We start from the raw sequence: 17,855 nt of genomic DNA on the forward strand, positions 1-17,855 counted from the left end.
TCTTTTATAGACCGAAACAGACCCGGCCCGCAGGCCGGGAAGGGCAGATTTAGCCACGATGGACGCTAAGTCCGGCAAAACTTTGGCTGACCGGCATCATTTCTACGGTATTGATGTTGACGTGTTTTGGCAGCGTCGCCACCCACCAGACCGTTTCGGTGACATCTTCCGGCGTCAGGGCGTTAGCGTTTTCGTAGGTTTTGTCTGCTTTCGCGTCATCGCCCTTGAAGCGCACGTTGGAAAACTCGGTGCCGCCCACGAGGCCCGGCTCGATGTCGGTGACGCGAATGGCGGTGCCGTGCAGATCGGTCCGCAGGTTAAGGCTGAACTGGCGCACAAACGCTTTCGTCGCGCCGTAGACGTTGCCGCCCGCATAAGGCCAGCTTCCGGCGGTGGAGCCGATATTGATAATGTGGCCGCGATTACGTTCAACCATGCCCGGCAGCACCGCGCGGGTCATATAGACCAGCCCTTTATTGTTGGTGTCGATCATGTTTTCCCAGTCTTCCACGCTGGCTTTATGGGCGGGCTCCATGCCCAGCGCCAGACCGGCATTGTTGACCAGCACGTCGATGGCGCGCCACTCGGCGGGCAGGTTAGCAATCATCTCTTCAATCGCCGCGCGGTTACGCACGTCCAGCTGCGCGGTCAGGATGCTGTCGCCTAATTCGTCCTTCAGCTCCTGCAGACGTTCCTGACGACGGCCGGTCGCAATAACCTTGTGCCCGTTGGCGACGAAGCGACGCGTGATGCTTTCACCAAAACCTGCCGTTGCCCCGGTAACTAAAATAATCATCTCACTGTTCCTCAACGCTTTTTGTGTTTTACTAACATAGCACGGCGGCAGAGGGTGCGTTAAGGCAACATTTGTATGACGGCGTTGCAGGGGATGGCGGCCTGGCCTACTCTGGGAGGATACCCGTACTCAGGAGTGAAAGATGACGGCCACGAATCCCTTTTTTGACATCAGCCTGCTACCTTACCAGGCCCCCCATTTTGATCAGATCAACGACAGCCACTATCGTCCGGCCTTCGATGAAGCCCTTCGCCAGAAGCGGGCGGACATTAACGCGATTATCTCTCAGGCCGCTGCGCCTGACTTCACGAACACCGTGCTGGCGCTGGAGAAAAGCGGCGCTTTGCTCGCGCGCGTCAGCAGCGTTTTCTTCGCCATGACTTCCGCGCACACCAATCCGTATTTACAGGAGCTGGAAGAACAGTTCTCCACCGAGCTTGCCGTGCTGGCAAACGATATCTGGCTGAATGACGTGCTGTTCGCCCGCGTGGAAAGCGTCTGGCAGGATCGTGCCGCGCTGGATGCCGAATCCCGTCGTCTGGTCGAGGAGACGTATCAGCGGTTTATTCTGGCCGGTGCGCGTCTGAATGAGACAGAAAAGGCCGAGCTAAAGGCGTTGAATACCGAGGCGGCCTCCCTGACCAGCCAGTTTAACCAGCGCCTGCTGGCTGCCGATAAGACGGGTGGGCTGGTGGTGGATTACGCGCACCAGCTTGACGGGCTCAGCGCCGGTGAAATCGCTGACGCCGCGCAGGCTGCCGCGGAGCGAGGGCTAAACGATCGCTGGCTGATCCCGCTTCTGAACACCACCCAGCAGCCCGCGCTTTCCGCGCTGCGCAATCGTCAGACCCGCGAAAACCTTTTCAACGCAGGCTGGACGCGCACCCAGAAAGGGGATGAAAACGACACTCGCGAGCTGATCCTTCGTCTGACGGCGCTGCGCGCCCGGCAGGCCAGCCTGCTGGGCTTTGAGGATTACGCCAGCTGGAGTATCGCCGATCAGATGGCGAAAACCCCGGCCGCCGCGCTGGAATTTATGCGCGGCATTGTGCCTGCCGCCCGTGCCCGCGCGGAACGCGAGCAGGCCGATATTCAGAAAGTCATTGACGACGAACAGGGCGGTTTCACCGTCCAGGCCTGGGACTGGGCGTTTTATGCCGAGCGCGTGCGCCAGGCAAAATATGCCCTTGATGAGTCGCAGATCAGGCCGTACTTTGCGCTCAATACCGTGCTGCAGGATGGCGTTTTCTGGGCCGCCAGCCAGCTGTTTGGCATTCGCTTCGTCGAGCGCTTTGATATCCCGGTGTATCATCCGGACGTCCGCGTATGGGAAATTTTCGACCACACCGGTGAGGGCATGGCGCTGTTTTACGGCGACTTCTTTGCCCGTGATTCCAAGCAGGGCGGGGCATGGATGGGGAATTTCGTCGAACAATCCTTCGAGTTTGCTTCTCGTCCGGTTATCTACAACGTCTGTAACTACCAAAAACCGACGAATGGCGGGATCGCGCTTCTCTCGTGGGATGACGTGATCACCCTGTTCCACGAGTTTGGCCATACGCTGCACGGTCTTTTTGCCAGCCAGCGTTTCGCCACGCTTTCCGGCACCAATACGCCGCGTGATTTTGTTGAGTTCCCGTCGCAAATCAACGAGCACTGGGCCAGCCATCCACAGGTGTTTACCCATTATGCGCGCCATTACGAAACCGGGGAGCCGATGCCGGACGCTCTGCGGGAAAGCATGCTCAACGCGACCCATTTCAACAAGGGGTATGACATGACGGAGCTGCTGGCTGCCGCGCTGCTGGACATGAACTGGCACGGCATCGGCGAGGCCGTTTCGGACGTTGAAGGCTTTGAAGCGGCAGCGTTGAAAAAAGAAGGGCTGGATCAGCCCGCCGTACCGCCGCGCTACCGCAGCAGCTATTTTGCCCATATTTTCGGCGGCGGGTACGCGGCGGGGTATTACGCCTACCTGTGGACGCAGATGCTGGCGGATGATGGCTATCAATGGTTTGTCGAGCAGGGCGGCTTAACTCGTGAAAACGGGCAAAAATTCCGCGAGGCGATTTTGTCTCGTGGTAACAGCACGGATCTGGCTGAACTTTATCGCAGCTGGCGCGGGCGCGATCCGAAGATTGAACCGATGCTGGAGAATCGCGGGTTGAGCGAATAGCGACAGTTTTGTCAGAAAAAAGAGCCGGGCTTTACGCCCGGTTTTTTAATTTCATCTTGTTGGTAAATGCTTCAGCAAAAAAAAATTTACAGGCGTTCTTTATAAATAAAAAATGTGAGATTAAAACGCGCTTCTACCGGTATATATAATTTACCGAGAGTAGTCTGTAAATGAGTGAGTAATTAATACTTTGATCTGGATTGTAAAAATAAAAAATCTTTTAACTGCCAATTTTTAGCTATAAATTTTTATTATTTTGTGCCGATAAATGGAAATGGCATAAGAATCGACGCAGTAGCAGTCAAGAAGGCGAAAGATGACCCTACCTTTGAACAATCCGGGCTTCACGGATACCGAGCCTTCTAAAGGCCTGATAAATAAAACTTTTACCTATATAGTAACGTTGTTGATAAGTATTTTTATTGCAGCAATAATTTCCCTGCTCATAATAAAAGATAATGTTAATAAAATCAGCGACAAGCACGATGAATTTTTGTTAAGGAAGGCCCTGGATACCCGCCAGGAAAACATGCGAAGTCATTTGAAAGACAATGCCGAGTGGGGAGATGCCTACAAACATCTTCATCTGACCACTGACATTCACTGGGCATGGGATAAGCAGAATCTGGGCAAGTCCCTGTATGACAACTTTGGCTACGAAGGGGTGTTTGTTCTCTCTCCTGAAGGGAGCACGCGATACAGCGTGGTTGACGGGAAACTGAAGCTTCAGGATCTGGAGCGCTGGTTAGACAAATCAACCAAAGACCGTTTACTGCGTGAGATAAGCATTAAAAATGGATTGCCGGTTTCTGTGCTAACGCTTATCAATTCGGTCCCGGCCATTGTTTCTGCTGAATGGATAACGACCGGCGATGATACGAGCGTGCAACCCTTACCGGGGAAATCTTCGACAATGGTGTTTATAGATAAGTTAACGGCTAAAAAACTCCTCACGATTGGGCAGGATGCCGGCATTCTGAATGTTCGTACCTCACCGGCTACAGTGACTTCCCAAATAAATAATCAGACGGAATTTACCTTAAGCACCCAGAATGGTGATGTGCAAATTATCTGGGACGGTGAAAATCCCGGCCAGGTGTTGATAATTTATTTTTTGCCATTACTCATTCTTTCAGTCGTTCTGACGGTCTCAATGACACTAATATTAATGCGTCATATTATGCACAAGGCGAGAATGCTTGACGAAAATAGCTTTCTCCTTGAGCAGGCGCGATTAAATCTAATTACGAGTGAAAAACGATTCCGGGACGTCAGTGAAACAACCAGCGACTGGTTCTGGGAAACAGATTTATCGTTAAAGATAACATGGCTGTCAGGTCGTTTTACTACAATAACGGGATATGAAAATAGCAAATGGATAGGCCGCAGCCTGGATGAACTCTTTCCGTCGACAAATGGGTTATCACTTGCCTGTGCCAGTCAGCGGGACTTAACTGAGCGCTTTGAATTTAAAAACTGTCCTTATACTCACGCGCAACAAACCACGTCATATTGCACGCTCCTGGCAAAATTTTCTGCTCAGCCTGATGGAACGGTGGTTTTGCGAGGCGCGGCAACCGATGTCTCTCAGGAAGTTGAAGCAACAAAACGTGTGGAGTTCCTGTCACGTCATGATGAATTAACCGGTCTGCCGAACCGCTATCATATTAAGGAATTTCTGGCAGGTCAGCTGGCTAAAGAAGACCTTAACCATTATCCCTTTGCCATGATTTGTCTCGATTTAGACAAGTTTAAACCCGTCAATGATATTTTTGGGCACTCTACTGGGGATGCTCTGCTCGGTGAGGTCGCTTCACGTCTTAAATATTGCGTTCGACGAGGTGATTTTGTCGCACGGCAGGGAGGGGATGAATTTATGATTCTCCTCGGCAACACCAGCCAGCAAGACCAGATTGAAGAGGTGTGTCGCCGCATCGTGCAAGAACTGAACCGACCTTTTTCCATTGAAGGAAATGAGGTAGCGATAGGCGTAAGCATGGGCATTGCACAGGCTCCCCGGGATAGCATCAGCGCAAACGATCTTCTACGCTATGCAGATATTGCGCTGTATCAGGCAAAGCAATCCGGCAGAAACCGATGGGTCTATTATCGCCCGGATATGTCGGAAAAGCTGACCGAACGCAGGAAACTGGAATTAGAGCTGAAGACTGCGATTCGCGAAGAACAACTCTACCTGGTTTACCAACCCCGTTATAACCTCCGGTATTCTAAAATAGAGGCCGTCGAAGCGCTGGTACGCTGGCAGCACCCGACTCGGGGGACCATAATGCCCGACCAGTTTATTCCGCTGGCAGAAGAAACCGGGCTTATTATTAGCCTGAGCAACTGGGTCATACGCAAAGCGTGTGCGGAAACGAAAGATAAATTGCCGGGATTATCGGTATCCGTAAATATTTCTGCTATCGAATTCCAGGCAAGCGATCTTGCTGAAAGGATAAAAGAGTTACTTCACGAAACAGGGCTTGAATCCAACCGGCTGGAAATAGAAGTGACGGAAAACGTAACGCTTTCCGATCCTGAAAAAACGCTGCAGACCATGAAGTCTCTCAAAAAAATGGGCGTCCGCATTCTGATTGACGATTTCGGAACCGGCTACGCCTCTCTGAGCTATCTGCGGAAGTTTCAGTTTGATGGGCTTAAGCTCGACAAGAGCTTTATTTTTACCCTGGGTGACTCGCCGCAGAACCAGTCAGTCGTGGAGAAAATTATCGACCTGGGGAAAGCCTATTCCATGGCGGTAACCGCAGAAGGGGTGGAGACCGTCGAACAGCTCGCTTTTCTTAAAGAAAATAAATGTGATGAGGTTCAGGGCTACCTGCTTGGAAAACCGGTCGCCATTACGGACTTAAATTTAAACGCAAGCAGAGTAAATCTCTAAAGCGTGCTTTCATTCAGGGAAGCGTAAATGAAAAACCGGGCGTTACGCCCGGTTGTTGTTATTCGCTCTCCGTTCGTATCCACGATCGTAAACACCGCTTTCTATCTTACGACCAGGACAGGGCATTTCGCATGCCGAACCACTGCCGCAGCGTTCGAACCCAACAGATACGTAGATATGTCAGGTTTGTGGGAAGCGATGATAATCAGGTCGGCATCGATCGTGTCAGCGAGCTTAAGGATTTGATCCTTTGGAGAGCCCGTCACGGCGTGAGTCTGTATCTTGTCTGGAGGAATTTTGAATTGCTTAACGATTTCATCCAGCTTTGCTAAGGCCGCGTGCTGGAACTCTTTCAGCTTCGGCATTTCGACCGAGTAGGCCAGGCCTAATGATGAATAATACGGAAGCGATGGAATGACAGTAAGAAAGTGAACTTTAGCTGTGTTAAGTGCTGTATGTGCCTGAACGAAGGGGATAACCATGTGCGTCAGGCTATCCTCCGAAATGTCAATTGGAACTAAAATTGAGTTGTACATTTGTCCCTCCTGAGTGTTTTTCACACAATTCAGGGTAGACCGTTAATTTCAGGAAAACAGAGAGCAGGGTGTCATAACGGGGACAAATTTCGGTTATGTGATAGGCGTACAGTCGAACCTGTCCGTGACCTTGCCAACGTGGCGTGACAACGAACAGGGACATCCGGGGATGAATCTCTCCGCGTCACGGTCCGTTTTCTGCAAAACGCCAAAGCCTCAACCGGGCGCAATGCCCGGTACCTTGTTCATATTGCGTGACAGCTGACGGACGCGATAATTTTATTCCCGCCCATATTGCCCATAATCAGTTCGAGTAATTTTCGGTATTCTTCACGGGTCATCACCTCAGCCCGAATTTCGGTTTTTCCCTCAGCCTGAGCCGTGGCGGAATAAATCGCTTTCAGACTTAACGTCAACTCTTTCGCCATATTAACGATGCTCTGCCGCACCGCATCTTCATGCTCGTCAGCACAGGTGATTTTCAGAACATAGCTTTTTTCGCCTTCATGGAGCACGGGCAGCTGATTAATCCGCTGCGCGGCTTCGCGAAGCAATATGTTGGCGCAGAGAATAATTAAGCTGGCCATGGCGGCATTCCAGAACTGGCCTAAACCACATAGCACGCCAATTCCGGCCGAGCACCACAGCGTGGCGGCGGTGTTCAGACCACGAATATTCATTCCTTCACGCATAATGACGCCTGCGCCAAGAAAGCCGATACCGGAGACGATCTGCGCTGCGATACGCCCCGGGCTATCAGGAGAAGTCGATACCGAACTTAAAATGAACACTGCGGCACCCGTGGCAACCAGTGCATTGGTACGAAGTCCGGCCATACGCTGGCGCCACTGTCTTTCCGCGCCAATAATTGCGCCCAGCAGCATCGCTGCGAGCAGATGAGAGATATAAGGGAACATCAGCCTGTCGCCTGTTAACGTTATTAAATAATAAGCGTCAGTGCTTTGCTAAGCACATCATAACGCCGTTTAAATGCTAAACGTGTCAGGACAACGGTGGCGGAAAGAGTGAATGTGTAAACATGAACATGCGATGCCCCACAAAATGAGTGGTTTTACTATTTCGGGATACAATCGCTTAAAGAGGATTGCTGCCCACCCTTTCAGGTAAGCAGCGAGAAAATTGCGCTAGCTTACCTTCGTATCGACGATAAAATGACTTTCCAACGAAGGTCTCCTGTGAAAATTTATTGCCAGTATAGTCAGGCGAAATAATGAGTAAAGCGAAAAAACAGCCTCCGTTATGAATTGTTTAAGTTCGCAAGGCATATTTTTTAAGACGTCATCTGATTTTAAAAAATACCCGCTATACTACATTTCCTTTTTTACAGGCGATAACAGACAAAGGCAGGAAGTATGTCTCTTCGTTCGCTGCGGGCATTGTGCCTGACAAGTTTTTTCATCGCGGATGTCCGCGATGGCCTGGGGCCTTTTCTCGGTATTTTCCTGACCGAACGCCACTGGACCCCTGATGATATCGGCATCCTGATGACGGCCGGTGGGCTGGCGGGATTACTGGCCACGCTGCCGGCGGGATTCATCACCGACACCTCACGCAGCAAGCGTACCGTGCTGGCGCTGGTGTGCCTGCTCATCACCCTTAGCACGCTCCTGCTCTGGTTTAGCCAGCAGAGCGCTGTTGTCGCCGTGTCGCAAATCGTCACCGGTATCTGTGCGGCGTTTGTCGGCCCGCTGATCGCCGGGATTACGCTGGGTCTGACCGGCCAGAGCGGGTTCAGCGCGCAGATGGGTAGAAACGAAGCGTTCAATCACGGCGGCAACTTTGTTACCGCACTGATTGCAGGCGGCATTGCCTGGTACTGGGGCGTCGGCGGGATTTTCCTGCTGATGACCTGTACCACGCTGTTAACGCTCTGCGCGCTGCTTGCCATTCGCAACCGGGATATTGATAACGACGCGGCGAGAGGACTGTCCTCTTCGGAGAGCCTGCCGGTTCCCGGTTTTGCCGTGCTGATTAAAAACCGGGCGCTGTTTGTGACAGGCCTGACGCTGCTGCTGTTTCATCTGGCGAACGCCGCGCTGCTGCCGATGCTGAGCATGAGGGTGGCTGCGGCACCCGCATCGATCAACCCCGGTTTGTACGCGGCGGGCACCGTTATCATCTCTCAGGCCGTGATGATCCCCGTCGCCATCTGGGTCGCCCACCGAATAGACCGCTACGGCTACTGGCGCTTGATTATGCTGGCGCTGCTGGTGATGCCGGTGCGCGCCGCGCTGGCGGCGTCTACGGACGCGCCGCTCATGATGATCCCGGTACAAATTCTCGACGGGCTGGCCGCAGGGATCCTGGGCGTCGTGGTACCGTCGTTTATCGTGGTGCTGCTGCGCGGTAGCGGGCACGTCAATGCCGGGCAGAGTGTGGTGATGCTGATGCAGGGGATTGGGGCATCCATGAGCCCGGCGTTAACCGGCACGATTGCCGGTCATTACTCATTTGCCACGGCATTCAGTGTCCTGAGCGCGATTGCGCTGGTGGCCGTCCTGCTCTGGTGGTGCTTTGCGCACCGGACCTGGGAAACAGACAGTACGCCGGGTGGGGCATAGCCGCCACCCGGCGTCACGCTTACGCCAGTTCGTTAGGGCACGCTTCGCCCTTTTCCAGCTGCTGCAGGTTACCCAGCGTGGTTTCCGAAATGCTGATCAGCGCTTCGGCAGTCAGAAACGCCTGGTGTCCGGTAAACAGCACGTTATGGCAGGCTGACAGGCGGCGGAACACGTCGTCCTGGATCACATCATTCGACTTGTCTTCAAAGAACAGATCGCGTTCGTTCTCGTACACGTCCATTCCCAGCGCGCCAATTTTCTGGGTTTTCAGCGCTTCGATAGCGGCCTGAGAGTCAACCAGCCCGCCGCGGCTGGTGTTGATGATCATCACGCCATCCTTCATCTGGTCAAACGCCGCCTGGTTTAGCAGGTGGTAGTTCTCCGGCGTCAGCGGGCAGTGCAGGGAGATCACGTCAGACTGGGAGAACAGGGTCGGCAGGTCGACGTATTCCACGCCCAGCTCCAGCGCAGCGGCGCTCGGGTACGGATCGAACGCCAGCAGACGCATGCCGAAGCCTTTCAGAATCCGCAGGGCGGCGACGCCGATTTTACCGGTGCCGATCACGCCCGCGGTTTTGCCGTACATAGTAAAGCCGGTCAGCCCTTCCAGCGAGAAGTTGGCGTCACGGGTGCGCTGATAAGCGCGGTGAATACGACGGTTGAGCGACATCATCATGCCAATCGCATGTTCCGCGACCGCTTCCGGGGAGTACGCCGGAACGCGCACCACCTTCAGACCCAGCTCTTTCGCCGCATCGAGATCCACATTGTTAAAGCCCGCACAGCGCAGGGCGATGTACTTCACCCCTTGTCTTTTCAACTCTTCCAGCACCGGGCGACTGCCGTCATCGTTTACGAAAATGCAGACGGCTTCACAGCCGTGCGCCGTTTTGGCGGTTTTTTCGGACAGCAGAAAGTCGAAAAATTCAAGCTCAAACCCGTAAGCCTCGTTAACATGTTGCAGATACTTTTTGTCGTACTGCTTTGTGCTATATACCGCGAGTTTCATAAGACTTTCTCCAGTGATTTTGCATTCACGTTAGCATGATTAAAATTATCTTACAATTTATAAAATATTATTGAATTCAATAAGTTCTATGAATTATTCTAGAGCATATCTACATCCTAACTCCATGATATTGTTGCTACGAGGAATCTTTGGCTTGAATCTGCTCAGGGCATGTAGAGAAAAATGCAGTGGGTTGAGGATGCGAAAAAAGCCTGTCTGAATTACGTTAAAGAATGGCAAGAGGGTGTGAAAACTGCAATCCTTCTGGATGTGATGGGACGATATCAGGAACCGGGTGAGTTTCTGATAAAGAGGGAGAATGATGCATGTCGCAACAGCTGGGGTTGTCCTTATCTCCGCCAATGCTGCCCGCTTTGTACTATTTCATTGTATCTATAGTAGTTTTTTTCTTGTTATATATCGGGAAACAGAAGGTTAACCGGCTACGAAAATACCCACTGTTCATAGCCTATACGCTGTTTGTGATAGCCATTGCAGCCATCCAGATTAACGTTTTTGCCAACGGCTATGAGTTTGTTCGCGGTTTTTTACATATCGATTTTGATCCCTGGCGGTACGATTCGGTGTACTGGGGGTCATTGATATTCGCAATGCTTTACCTGCTGGCAATGCCCAGGAACAGGTATTAGTTTCGCAGTGTTTTCCCTTTTTTACGCCTGAAATGATGCGTAACCCACTGAATATAAAATGTGTTCTTTAGGTTACACATAGCAAAAAAGTTACCTCATACTATTTCCAGCATCTATCCTTAATCTTGGCGTTAACTTCAACTCAACCGCTAAACATGCGACAATGCTCGGCACTGCCGGCTTAATTCTTTCGCTAAATCAGGATATTAACTGCCCATGAAGGGTAAATACAAAGCCGCTCTTGCGCTTTTACTGCTGTTCATACTGTTGCCGCTGACGCTGCTGATGACGCTTGCCCAGTGGGTTCCGACGCTCGCCGGGATCTGGTTGCCCGTGGGGACGCGCATCGCGTTCGAAGAGAGCCCGAAACTGACCCGCCACGCGCTGGTGATCCCCAATCTTCGCTATCTGGTTGAAGACTGCGAAATTGCCCGCATCGATAACGTGACGCTGTCACATCCGAGCCGCTGGAAGCTGGATATCGGCGCGCTGGATTTAAATTCCGTCTGTCTGAGCAAAATTCCTCAGTCAGCGCCTTCAACGGTCGCCCCGAAAACGCTCGCGCAATGGCAGGCAGTATTACCCAATACCTGGCTCACGATTCACCGTCTGACGCTCTCTCCCTGGCAGCAGTGGCAGGGCGAGCTGCGTGCGTCGCTGACCCCGTCCAGTCAGGAGATCGCCTATAAAGGCGAGCAGGTCAGCATTAAAGGCACGCTTCGCGGTCAGACGCTCTCGGTCAGCCAGTTCGATGTACAGCTCCCGGACCAGCCGCAGCCGATTAAGCTGGTGGGCGAATTTACCCTGCCGCTGGTACCGGATGGCGTACCGGTGAAAGGCCACGCGGTCGCGACCTTTAACGTGCCACAGTTGACGTCTCTGGTCGATGCCGATCTGGACTGGGAAGACAATCAGGGACAGCTGGTGGTGATGGCGCGGGACAATCCCGATCCGCTGCTCGACCTGCCGTGGCAGATCACGGCGGAACAGCTGAACATCAGCGACGGGCGCTGGAACTGGGATCTCTCGGGTATGCCGCTGAGCGGGCGGGTGTCCCTTCGCGCCGACAACTGGCAGCAGGGGCTGGATAAAACCACCCTGACCGGACGGCTGAATGTGCTTACCCACGGTGATGCGGGGAAAGGGAACGCGGTACTGAATATCGGGCCAGGCAGGCTCAGCATGGAAAACAGCGACATGCCTCTGCACCTGAGCGGCGAGGCAAAGCAAAACGATCTCATTCTTTACGCTAAATTGCCCGCAACGCTGACCGGCAGCCTGTATGAACCGCAGCTGGCCTTTGAGCCGGGCGCGCTGCTCCGCTCGCGCGGGCGCATCATTGACTCACTTGATATCGATGAAATCCGCTGGCCGCTGGCGGGCGTGAAGCTCACCCAGAAGGGCGTGGATGGCCGTCTGCAGGCTATCCTGCGCGCCCATGAAAACGAGATGGGCGATTTTGAACTCCACCTGGACGGTCAGGCCAGCGACTTCTTACCCGATAACGGCCTGTGGCAGTGGCGCTACTGGGGGAAAGGCGGTTTTACGCCGATGCATGCCCGCTGGGATGTCGCCGGGAAAGGCGAATGGCGCGACAACCTTATTGAGCTGACGGCGCTCTCCACCGGTTTTGACAAGCTCCAGTACGGCACGATGGAGGTCAGCAAGCCTCGCCTGGTGCTGGAACAACCGGTGCGATGGTTGCGTGACCCCGAAAAACCGACCTTCAGCGGCGCGCTGTCGCTTAACGCCGGGCAAACCCGTTTCTCCGGCGGCAGCGTGTTGCCGCCATCGGTCCTGACCTTTAGCGTCGACGGCAGCGACCCGACTATTTTTCAGTTTAAGGGCGACCTCCACGCGGACAAAATCGGTCCGGTACAGGTAAACGGGCGCTGGGATGGCGTGCGCCTTCGCGGGCAGGCCTGGTGGCCGAAACAGTCTCTCACCGTATTCCAGCCGCTGATCCCGCCGGACTGGAAAATGACGCTGCGCGACGGGGAACTGTATGCGCAGGTCGCTTTCTCGGCGGCGGCCGATCAGGGTTTTGAAGCGGGCGGGCACGGCGTGCTGAAATCCGGCAGCGCCTGGATGCCGGATAACCAGATTAACGGCGTCGATTTTGTGCTGCCGTTCCGCTTCAGCGACGGAACCTGGTCTCTGGGCACGCGCGGTCCGGTGACGCTGCGCATCGGTGAAGTGGTAAACCTGGTGACCGCACGAAACATTACTGCCGATCTACAGGGGGACTATCCCTGGACGGAGGACAATCCGCTGCTGCTCACCAACGTGAAGGTGGAAACCCTCGGCGGGAAGATCACCATGCAGCAGCTGCGGATGCCGCAGCACGATCCGGCCCTGCTGCGGGTGGACAATATCTCTTCGAGCGAGCTGATTAGCGCCGTTAATCCGAAACAGTTTGCCATGTCGGGGCCAGTCAGCGGGGCGCTGCCGTTCTGGCTGGACAATGAAAAATGGATCATTGAAGATGGCTGGCTCACCAACCCGGGCCCAATGACGCTGCGCATCGACAAAGATACGGCCGACGCCATCGTCAAAGATAATATGGTCGCGGGTGCCGCGATTAACTGGCTCCGCTATATGGAAATTTCGCGTTCGTGGACGAGAATCAATTTAGATAATCTGGGTGAATTAACCATGCAGGCGACCATCAAGGGGACCAGCCGGGTGGATGGCAAAAGCAGCTCCGTCAACCTGAACTATACCCATGACGAGAATGTCTTTACCCTCTGGCGTAGCCTGCGCTTTGGGGACAACCTGCAAACCTGGTTTGAGCAACATGCGGCGATACCTGCTCCCCGCAGTTTGACCGGCAAGGAAAGTGAGGAACAACAATGAAAAAGATGGCTGGTGTGCTCACCGTTGCCGTTGCCGCGCTACTGACCGGCTGTACGCCGCGTATTGAAGTCGCTGCGCCAAAGGAGCCGATTACCATCAATATGAATGTCAAAATCGAACATGAGATCCACATTAAGGTCGATAAAGACGTCGAAACCCTGCTGAAATCGCGCAGCGATCTGTTCTGAGGACGCCATGAAACGAGTAGCTCTGATTTTGCTGGCGCTGGGGATGAACGTACAGGCGGCTACGCTCACCCTCAACGATGCCCGGGCCCAGGGGCGCGTGGGGGAAACCCTCAGCGGTTATCTGGCCCCGATTCAACAGGACGCCGAAACGCTGGCGCTGGTCAATCGCATCAACGCGGCGCGCACGGAAAGCTACCAGAAGCTGGCTGACAGCAATAATTTGCCGGTCGATGAAGTGGCCAAAATGGCTGGGCAAAAACTGGTTGCCCGCGCGCAGCCGGGCGAGTACGTGAAGGGTATTAACGGAAAGTGGCTCAGAAAGTAGCTAGCGGTAGCGCCTGCGGTATTCACCCGGCGAGACGCCAAAACGCTGCTTAAACGCCGTTGAAAAATGGCTATGGTCGGTAAAGCCCCAACTGTAGCCAATGCCCGCCAGCTTTTCATCATCGCCAGCAGTGCGCAGTACCTGCGCGCAGAGATCCAGGCGACGGTTTTTAATGTACTGCGCGACCACCAGCCCCTTTTCGGCAAACATGCGGTAGAGGCTGCGCACAGACATACCGCTCTCGGCGGCAATCCATTCAGGACGCAGCGATTCAGACTGAATATGGTCGTCAATCAGCGCCACCACATGCTGGAACTGGCGCTCCTTGCGCGGCTGAATGATTTCACGTTGCTGGAAAGCGGGGCGCAGCAGGCAGATCATCGCTTCGAGCGCCGCTTCGCTTTCACGATCGCTCAGGTCGGCATTGCTCATACTCTCCATCAACAGGCGATGGCTCAGCTGCACCGTGGGTAAGGTGCGGGAAAGGGCGGTCGCGCAGCTTATCTCCTGGAAACGACACTGCTGCTCAATAATCTGACGCGGAACCAGGAGCGAAATCTGGCGGGATTTTTCCTGCCAGTTGATTGAACAGGGACGCGACGCGTCAATCAGCGTGATATCACCGGTTTTGAGCAGCGCGCGACGGTCATCCTGCTCAATTTCCGCACTCCCTTCGAGCTGGAATACGGTATAGAACCAGGCATCGTTACTCTGAGCGATCTCCTGGCGGGAGCGGAACAGGTTAACGCCGCCTGCGGTCACTGTGCTGAGCTTCAGGCTGCGCGCATAGCTGGTCTCCAGCTCGCCGTAGAATTTACCCTCGGTGGGCTGCGCGTTAAAACGCCCGCAAACCTGGTTAATTTGCGCCAGCCAATGCTGATACTGTTCCTGCTCGCTTGCACACGCCATCGTTTCTCTCACTGCACCGTCAACGTTTTCGCATTGTTGCATTTGTGTTGCATTTTGTCAGAGCTATGAGGCTGACTATAGGAAAGAACACTCACCGGTAACAGCGATATAAGCGGCAATTATCGCGATTTGCGGAGCCTGTCACAGGTGGCAAAGCGAATGTCACAGAGACAAAAGCGAGAATACAAAACCCCTCTTAGACTGGATGAACACCCTGCGAAGAATAACGAAGGAGTATCCTATGTCTGAATCACAGGTGGCTATTCAGCCTGCCGTGCAGCAGTTTTTAGACCGACAGCATGGCCTGTGGATTGAAGGGCGTCAGGCCGCGTCGGACAGTGAAAAGCGGCTGAACGTCTTCAACCCGGCCACGGGCGAGGTCATTGCCTCAACTGCCGATGCCAGCGTCGACGACGTTGATCGTGCCGTCATGTCCGGCTGGCGCGCCTTTTTGGCCCGCACCTGGGCCGGAAAACTCCCGGCGGAGCGCGAGCGGATCCTGCTCCATTTCGCCGATCTGGTGGAACAGCACAGCGAGGAGCTGGCCCAGCTTGAAACGCTGGAGCAGGGCAAATCCATCAACATTTCCCGTATGTTTGAAGTCGGCTGCACCCTGAACTGGATGCGCTATACCGCCGGGCTGACCACCAAAATTTCGGGTAAGACTCTCGATCTTTCTATCCCGTTGCCGCAGGGCGCCCGCTATCAGGCGTGGACGCGTAAAGAGCCGGTTGGCGTGGTGGCCGGGATTGTGCCCTGGAACTTCCCGCTGATGATCGGCATGTGGAAAGTGATGCCAGCGCTGGCAGCTGGCTGCTCTATCGTCATTAAGCCGTCTGAAACCACGCCGCTGACCATGCTGCGCGTGGCGGAACTGGCCAGTGAAGCGGGCATCCCGGATGGGGTGTTCAACGTGGTGACCGGGAGCGGCGCGGTGTGTGGCGCGGCGCTGACCTCGCATCCGCATATCGCGAAGGTGAGCTTCACCGGCTCAACGGCGACGGGTAAGCAAATTGCCCGCGCGGCGGCGGACACGCTAACCGGCGTGACCCTGGAGCTGGGCGGGAAAAACCCGGCAATTGTGCTCAAGGATGCGGACCCCGCGTGGGTGATCGAAGGCCTGATGACCGGCAGCTTCCTGAACCAGGGGCAGGTGTGCGCGGCGAGCTCGCGCATCTACATTGAGGCGCCGCTGTTTGACACGCTGGTCAGCGGGTTTGAACAGGCGGTGAAATCCCTGAGCGTCGGGCCAGGCATGTCGCCGGAAGCGTTTATTAACCCGCTGGTGTCGCGCGCACATTGCGACAAGGTGCAGACCTTCCTCGATGAGGCGAAGTCGCGCCACGCGGAGCTGATCGTCGGTAACCGGGGGCCGGAAGGCAAAGGCTATTACGTTTCACCTACGCTGGTGGTCAACCCGGATGCCTCGCTGCGCCTGACCCGCGAAGAGGTGTTTGGCCCGGTGGTCAACCTTGTGCGCGTCGCCGACGGGGAAGAGGCGCTCCAGCTGGCAAACGACACCGAATATGGCCTGACGGCCAGCGTCTGGACGCAGAATATCAGCAAGGCGCTGGAGTATACCGACCGGCTGCAGGCGGGCACCGTCTGGGTGAACAGCCATACGCTGATCGACGCCAACATGCCGTTCGGCGGCATGAAGCAGTCCGGTACCGGACGCGATTTTGGCCCGGACTGGCTGGACGGCTGGTGTGAAACCAAGTCGGTGTGCGTGCGGTATTAAAAAGCAAGCCGGGTAAGGCGTAGCCGCCACCCGGCTTTTTTTCTACAGCGACCACCGATCCCGACCCGCCTCTTTCGCCCGATACAGCGCCGCATCGGCGCGGGCGATGATCTCGGTGCCCGCTAACCCCTCGGCCATGCTCGCAATCCCCATGCTCACGGTGACATGGTCGCTGACCGTCGAGGCGCCGTGCGGTATGGCTTCCGTACGCAGGCCGTCCTGAATACGCAGGGCAACCTTTTCCGCAATGTTTGCCGGGCAATTGAAGAGGATGACCACGAACTCCTCACCACCGTAGCGTGACACCACATCGTCAGGCGTGCGCACGGACTGCTTCAGCACGCGCGCCACGCGCGTCAGACAGTCGTCGCCCGCCTGGTGCCCGTAGGTATCGTTGTAGCGCTTGAAGTAGTCGATATCCAGCATGATCACCGAGAAGGTTTTTTTCTGCTCAACCGCGTTCTCCAGCACCACCTCCATTTTCCGGCGATTGGCGGTTTTGGTTAACGGGTCCTGATGCGCCAGCGCGTCCAGCCGCGAAATCAGCAGCTGATTTTGCTGGTTACGTCGCCAGGCTTCGTCAAACCAGCTCAGCAGAATGAAACGCCCGCAGATCAGGATCAGCGTAAACACGCTCCAGATAACAACGAAGTGTAGGTTGAGGCCATCGTTTCTTATCCAGCTTGCTATCGGCAGGGTGATCCAGAGTGGGAGCACAAAGGCGAGCAGCCCTTCAGGGTAAAAATAGAGCGCCGTCAAACCGGCGAGTAACAGAATAACGCACAGCGGCCAGACGTGCGGGAGCAGCAGCTGGGTGATAAACCAGAAGCAGGATACCGACCAGATGGCGCTACAGATAAACAACACCACGCTGATACCGGCGATACGCCGCCAGGCCATGAGGATCAGCGCGGCCGAGAGGATGATAATACCGAGCATGGAGGCATCAACCATTCTCGTCAGCTGGGGCGAGTGGGGATAAAGAGGATCGCTGGGCTTAAGCAGAACGTGTCGCAGCAGAATCATCACCGCGAAGCTGATATTGACGAAGGCCAGCCACGGCAGGTTCATCGCCAGCCCGTGCATGACCATGGCATGGCGCGTTGGCCAGGTCGCCCGTTCCAGCGACGGTTTTTTTCTTTTTTCCATAAAGCCCTTTCCCGTCCGGGGGATAAATCATGTCGATGA

The 17,855-nt window shown here is 54.8% G+C and carries 13 protein-coding genes; 7 read left to right on the top strand and 6 right to left on the bottom strand.

The features are described 5' to 3' along the window. Positions 1-49: 49 nt before the first annotated feature. Positions 50-796: a bifunctional NADP-dependent 3-hydroxy acid dehydrogenase/3-hydroxypropionate dehydrogenase YdfG gene (gene ydfG / locus F0319_RS10010; RefSeq protein WP_023292548.1), complete on the bottom strand. Its 747-nt coding sequence runs from the start codon at positions 794-796 to the stop codon at positions 50-52. A 142-nt stretch (positions 797-938) separates the two neighbouring features. Here ydfG and dcp point away from each other — a divergent pair, with 142 nt between their 5' ends. Both dcp and F0319_RS10020 read left to right on the top strand, forming a co-directional pair. Continuing rightward, positions 939-2,972, top strand: a complete 2,034-nt coding sequence (dcp, locus tag F0319_RS10015) for a peptidyl-dipeptidase Dcp (RefSeq protein WP_149366807.1) — start codon at positions 939-941, stop codon at positions 2,970-2,972. 316 nt (positions 2,973-3,288) lie between these two features. After that, positions 3,289-5,871, top strand: coding sequence for a bifunctional diguanylate cyclase/phosphodiesterase (locus F0319_RS10020; RefSeq protein WP_149366808.1), 2,583 nt, complete (start codon positions 3,289-3,291; stop codon positions 5,869-5,871). A gap of 101 nt (positions 5,872-5,972) precedes the next feature. On the opposite strand, the gene uspF is transcribed toward F0319_RS10020, so the two are convergent. Then, on the bottom strand, positions 5,973-6,407 hold the full coding sequence (gene uspF / locus F0319_RS10025) for a universal stress protein UspF (protein ID WP_023292544.1): 435 nt from the start codon (positions 6,405-6,407) through the stop codon (positions 5,973-5,975). Positions 6,408-6,652: 245 nt separating this feature from the next. Beyond that, positions 6,653-7,324 carry an MgtC family protein gene (locus F0319_RS10030; protein ID WP_111964732.1) on the bottom strand — a complete coding sequence of 224 codons (672 nt, stop codon included), beginning with the start codon at positions 7,322-7,324 and terminating at the stop codon, positions 6,653-6,655. Positions 7,325-7,780: 456 nt separating this feature from the next. Between F0319_RS10030 and F0319_RS10035 the strand changes: the two genes are divergently transcribed. Next, positions 7,781-8,989, top strand: a complete 1,209-nt coding sequence (locus tag F0319_RS10035) for an MFS transporter (RefSeq protein WP_149366809.1) — start codon at positions 7,781-7,783, stop codon at positions 8,987-8,989. Between the two features lie 19 nt (positions 8,990-9,008). Here the strand turns inward: F0319_RS10035 and F0319_RS10040 are convergent, their stop codons facing one another. Beyond that, entirely contained in the window at positions 9,009-9,998 is a 990-nt protein-coding gene (locus tag F0319_RS10040; protein ID WP_149366810.1) for a 2-hydroxyacid dehydrogenase, read from the bottom strand. An 866-nt stretch (positions 9,999-10,864) separates the two neighbouring features. Between F0319_RS10040 and F0319_RS10050 the strand changes: the two genes are divergently transcribed. From F0319_RS10050 to F0319_RS10060, 3 genes are read left to right on the top strand one after another with little or no spacing between them, the layout of a single operon-like run. Continuing rightward, the gene (locus tag F0319_RS10050) at positions 10,865-13,504 is read left to right on the top strand and encodes a YdbH family protein (RefSeq protein ID WP_149366812.1); all 2,640 of its coding nucleotides are present in this window, start codon (positions 10,865-10,867) and stop codon (positions 13,502-13,504) included. After that, the gene (locus F0319_RS10055; protein WP_014169918.1) at positions 13,501-13,692 is read left to right on the top strand and encodes a YnbE family lipoprotein; all 192 of its coding nucleotides are present in this window, start codon (positions 13,501-13,503) and stop codon (positions 13,690-13,692) included. The genes F0319_RS10050 and F0319_RS10055 overlap by 4 nt, the downstream gene beginning before the upstream one ends. 7 nt (positions 13,693-13,699) lie before the next feature. Then, a complete protein-coding gene (locus tag F0319_RS10060) occupies positions 13,700-14,017 on the top strand; it encodes a YdbL family probable chaperone protein (protein ID WP_115874948.1) in 318 nt (105 codons plus the stop codon). On the opposite strand, the gene feaR is transcribed toward F0319_RS10060, so the two are convergent. Then, positions 14,018-14,926 (bottom strand): transcriptional regulator FeaR, encoded by a 909-nt coding sequence (feaR, locus tag F0319_RS10065; protein WP_111964726.1) that lies wholly within the window; start codon positions 14,924-14,926, stop codon positions 14,018-14,020. Positions 14,927-15,167: 241 nt separating this feature from the next. On the opposite strand from feaR, the gene F0319_RS10070 reads away from it, so the two are divergent. After that, positions 15,168-16,667, top strand: coding sequence for an aldehyde dehydrogenase family protein (locus F0319_RS10070; RefSeq protein ID WP_149366813.1), 1,500 nt, complete (start codon positions 15,168-15,170; stop codon positions 16,665-16,667). A 42-nt stretch (positions 16,668-16,709) separates the two neighbouring features. On the opposite strand, the gene F0319_RS10075 is transcribed toward F0319_RS10070, so the two are convergent. Then, entirely contained in the window at positions 16,710-17,816 is a 1,107-nt protein-coding gene (locus F0319_RS10075) for a GGDEF domain-containing protein (protein WP_149366814.1), read from the bottom strand. Positions 17,817-17,855: the final 39 nt, after the last annotated feature.

The sequence above is a fragment of the Enterobacter vonholyi genome, from assembly GCF_008364555.1.
Classification (GTDB): Bacteria; Pseudomonadota; Gammaproteobacteria; order Enterobacterales; family Enterobacteriaceae; genus Enterobacter; species Enterobacter vonholyi.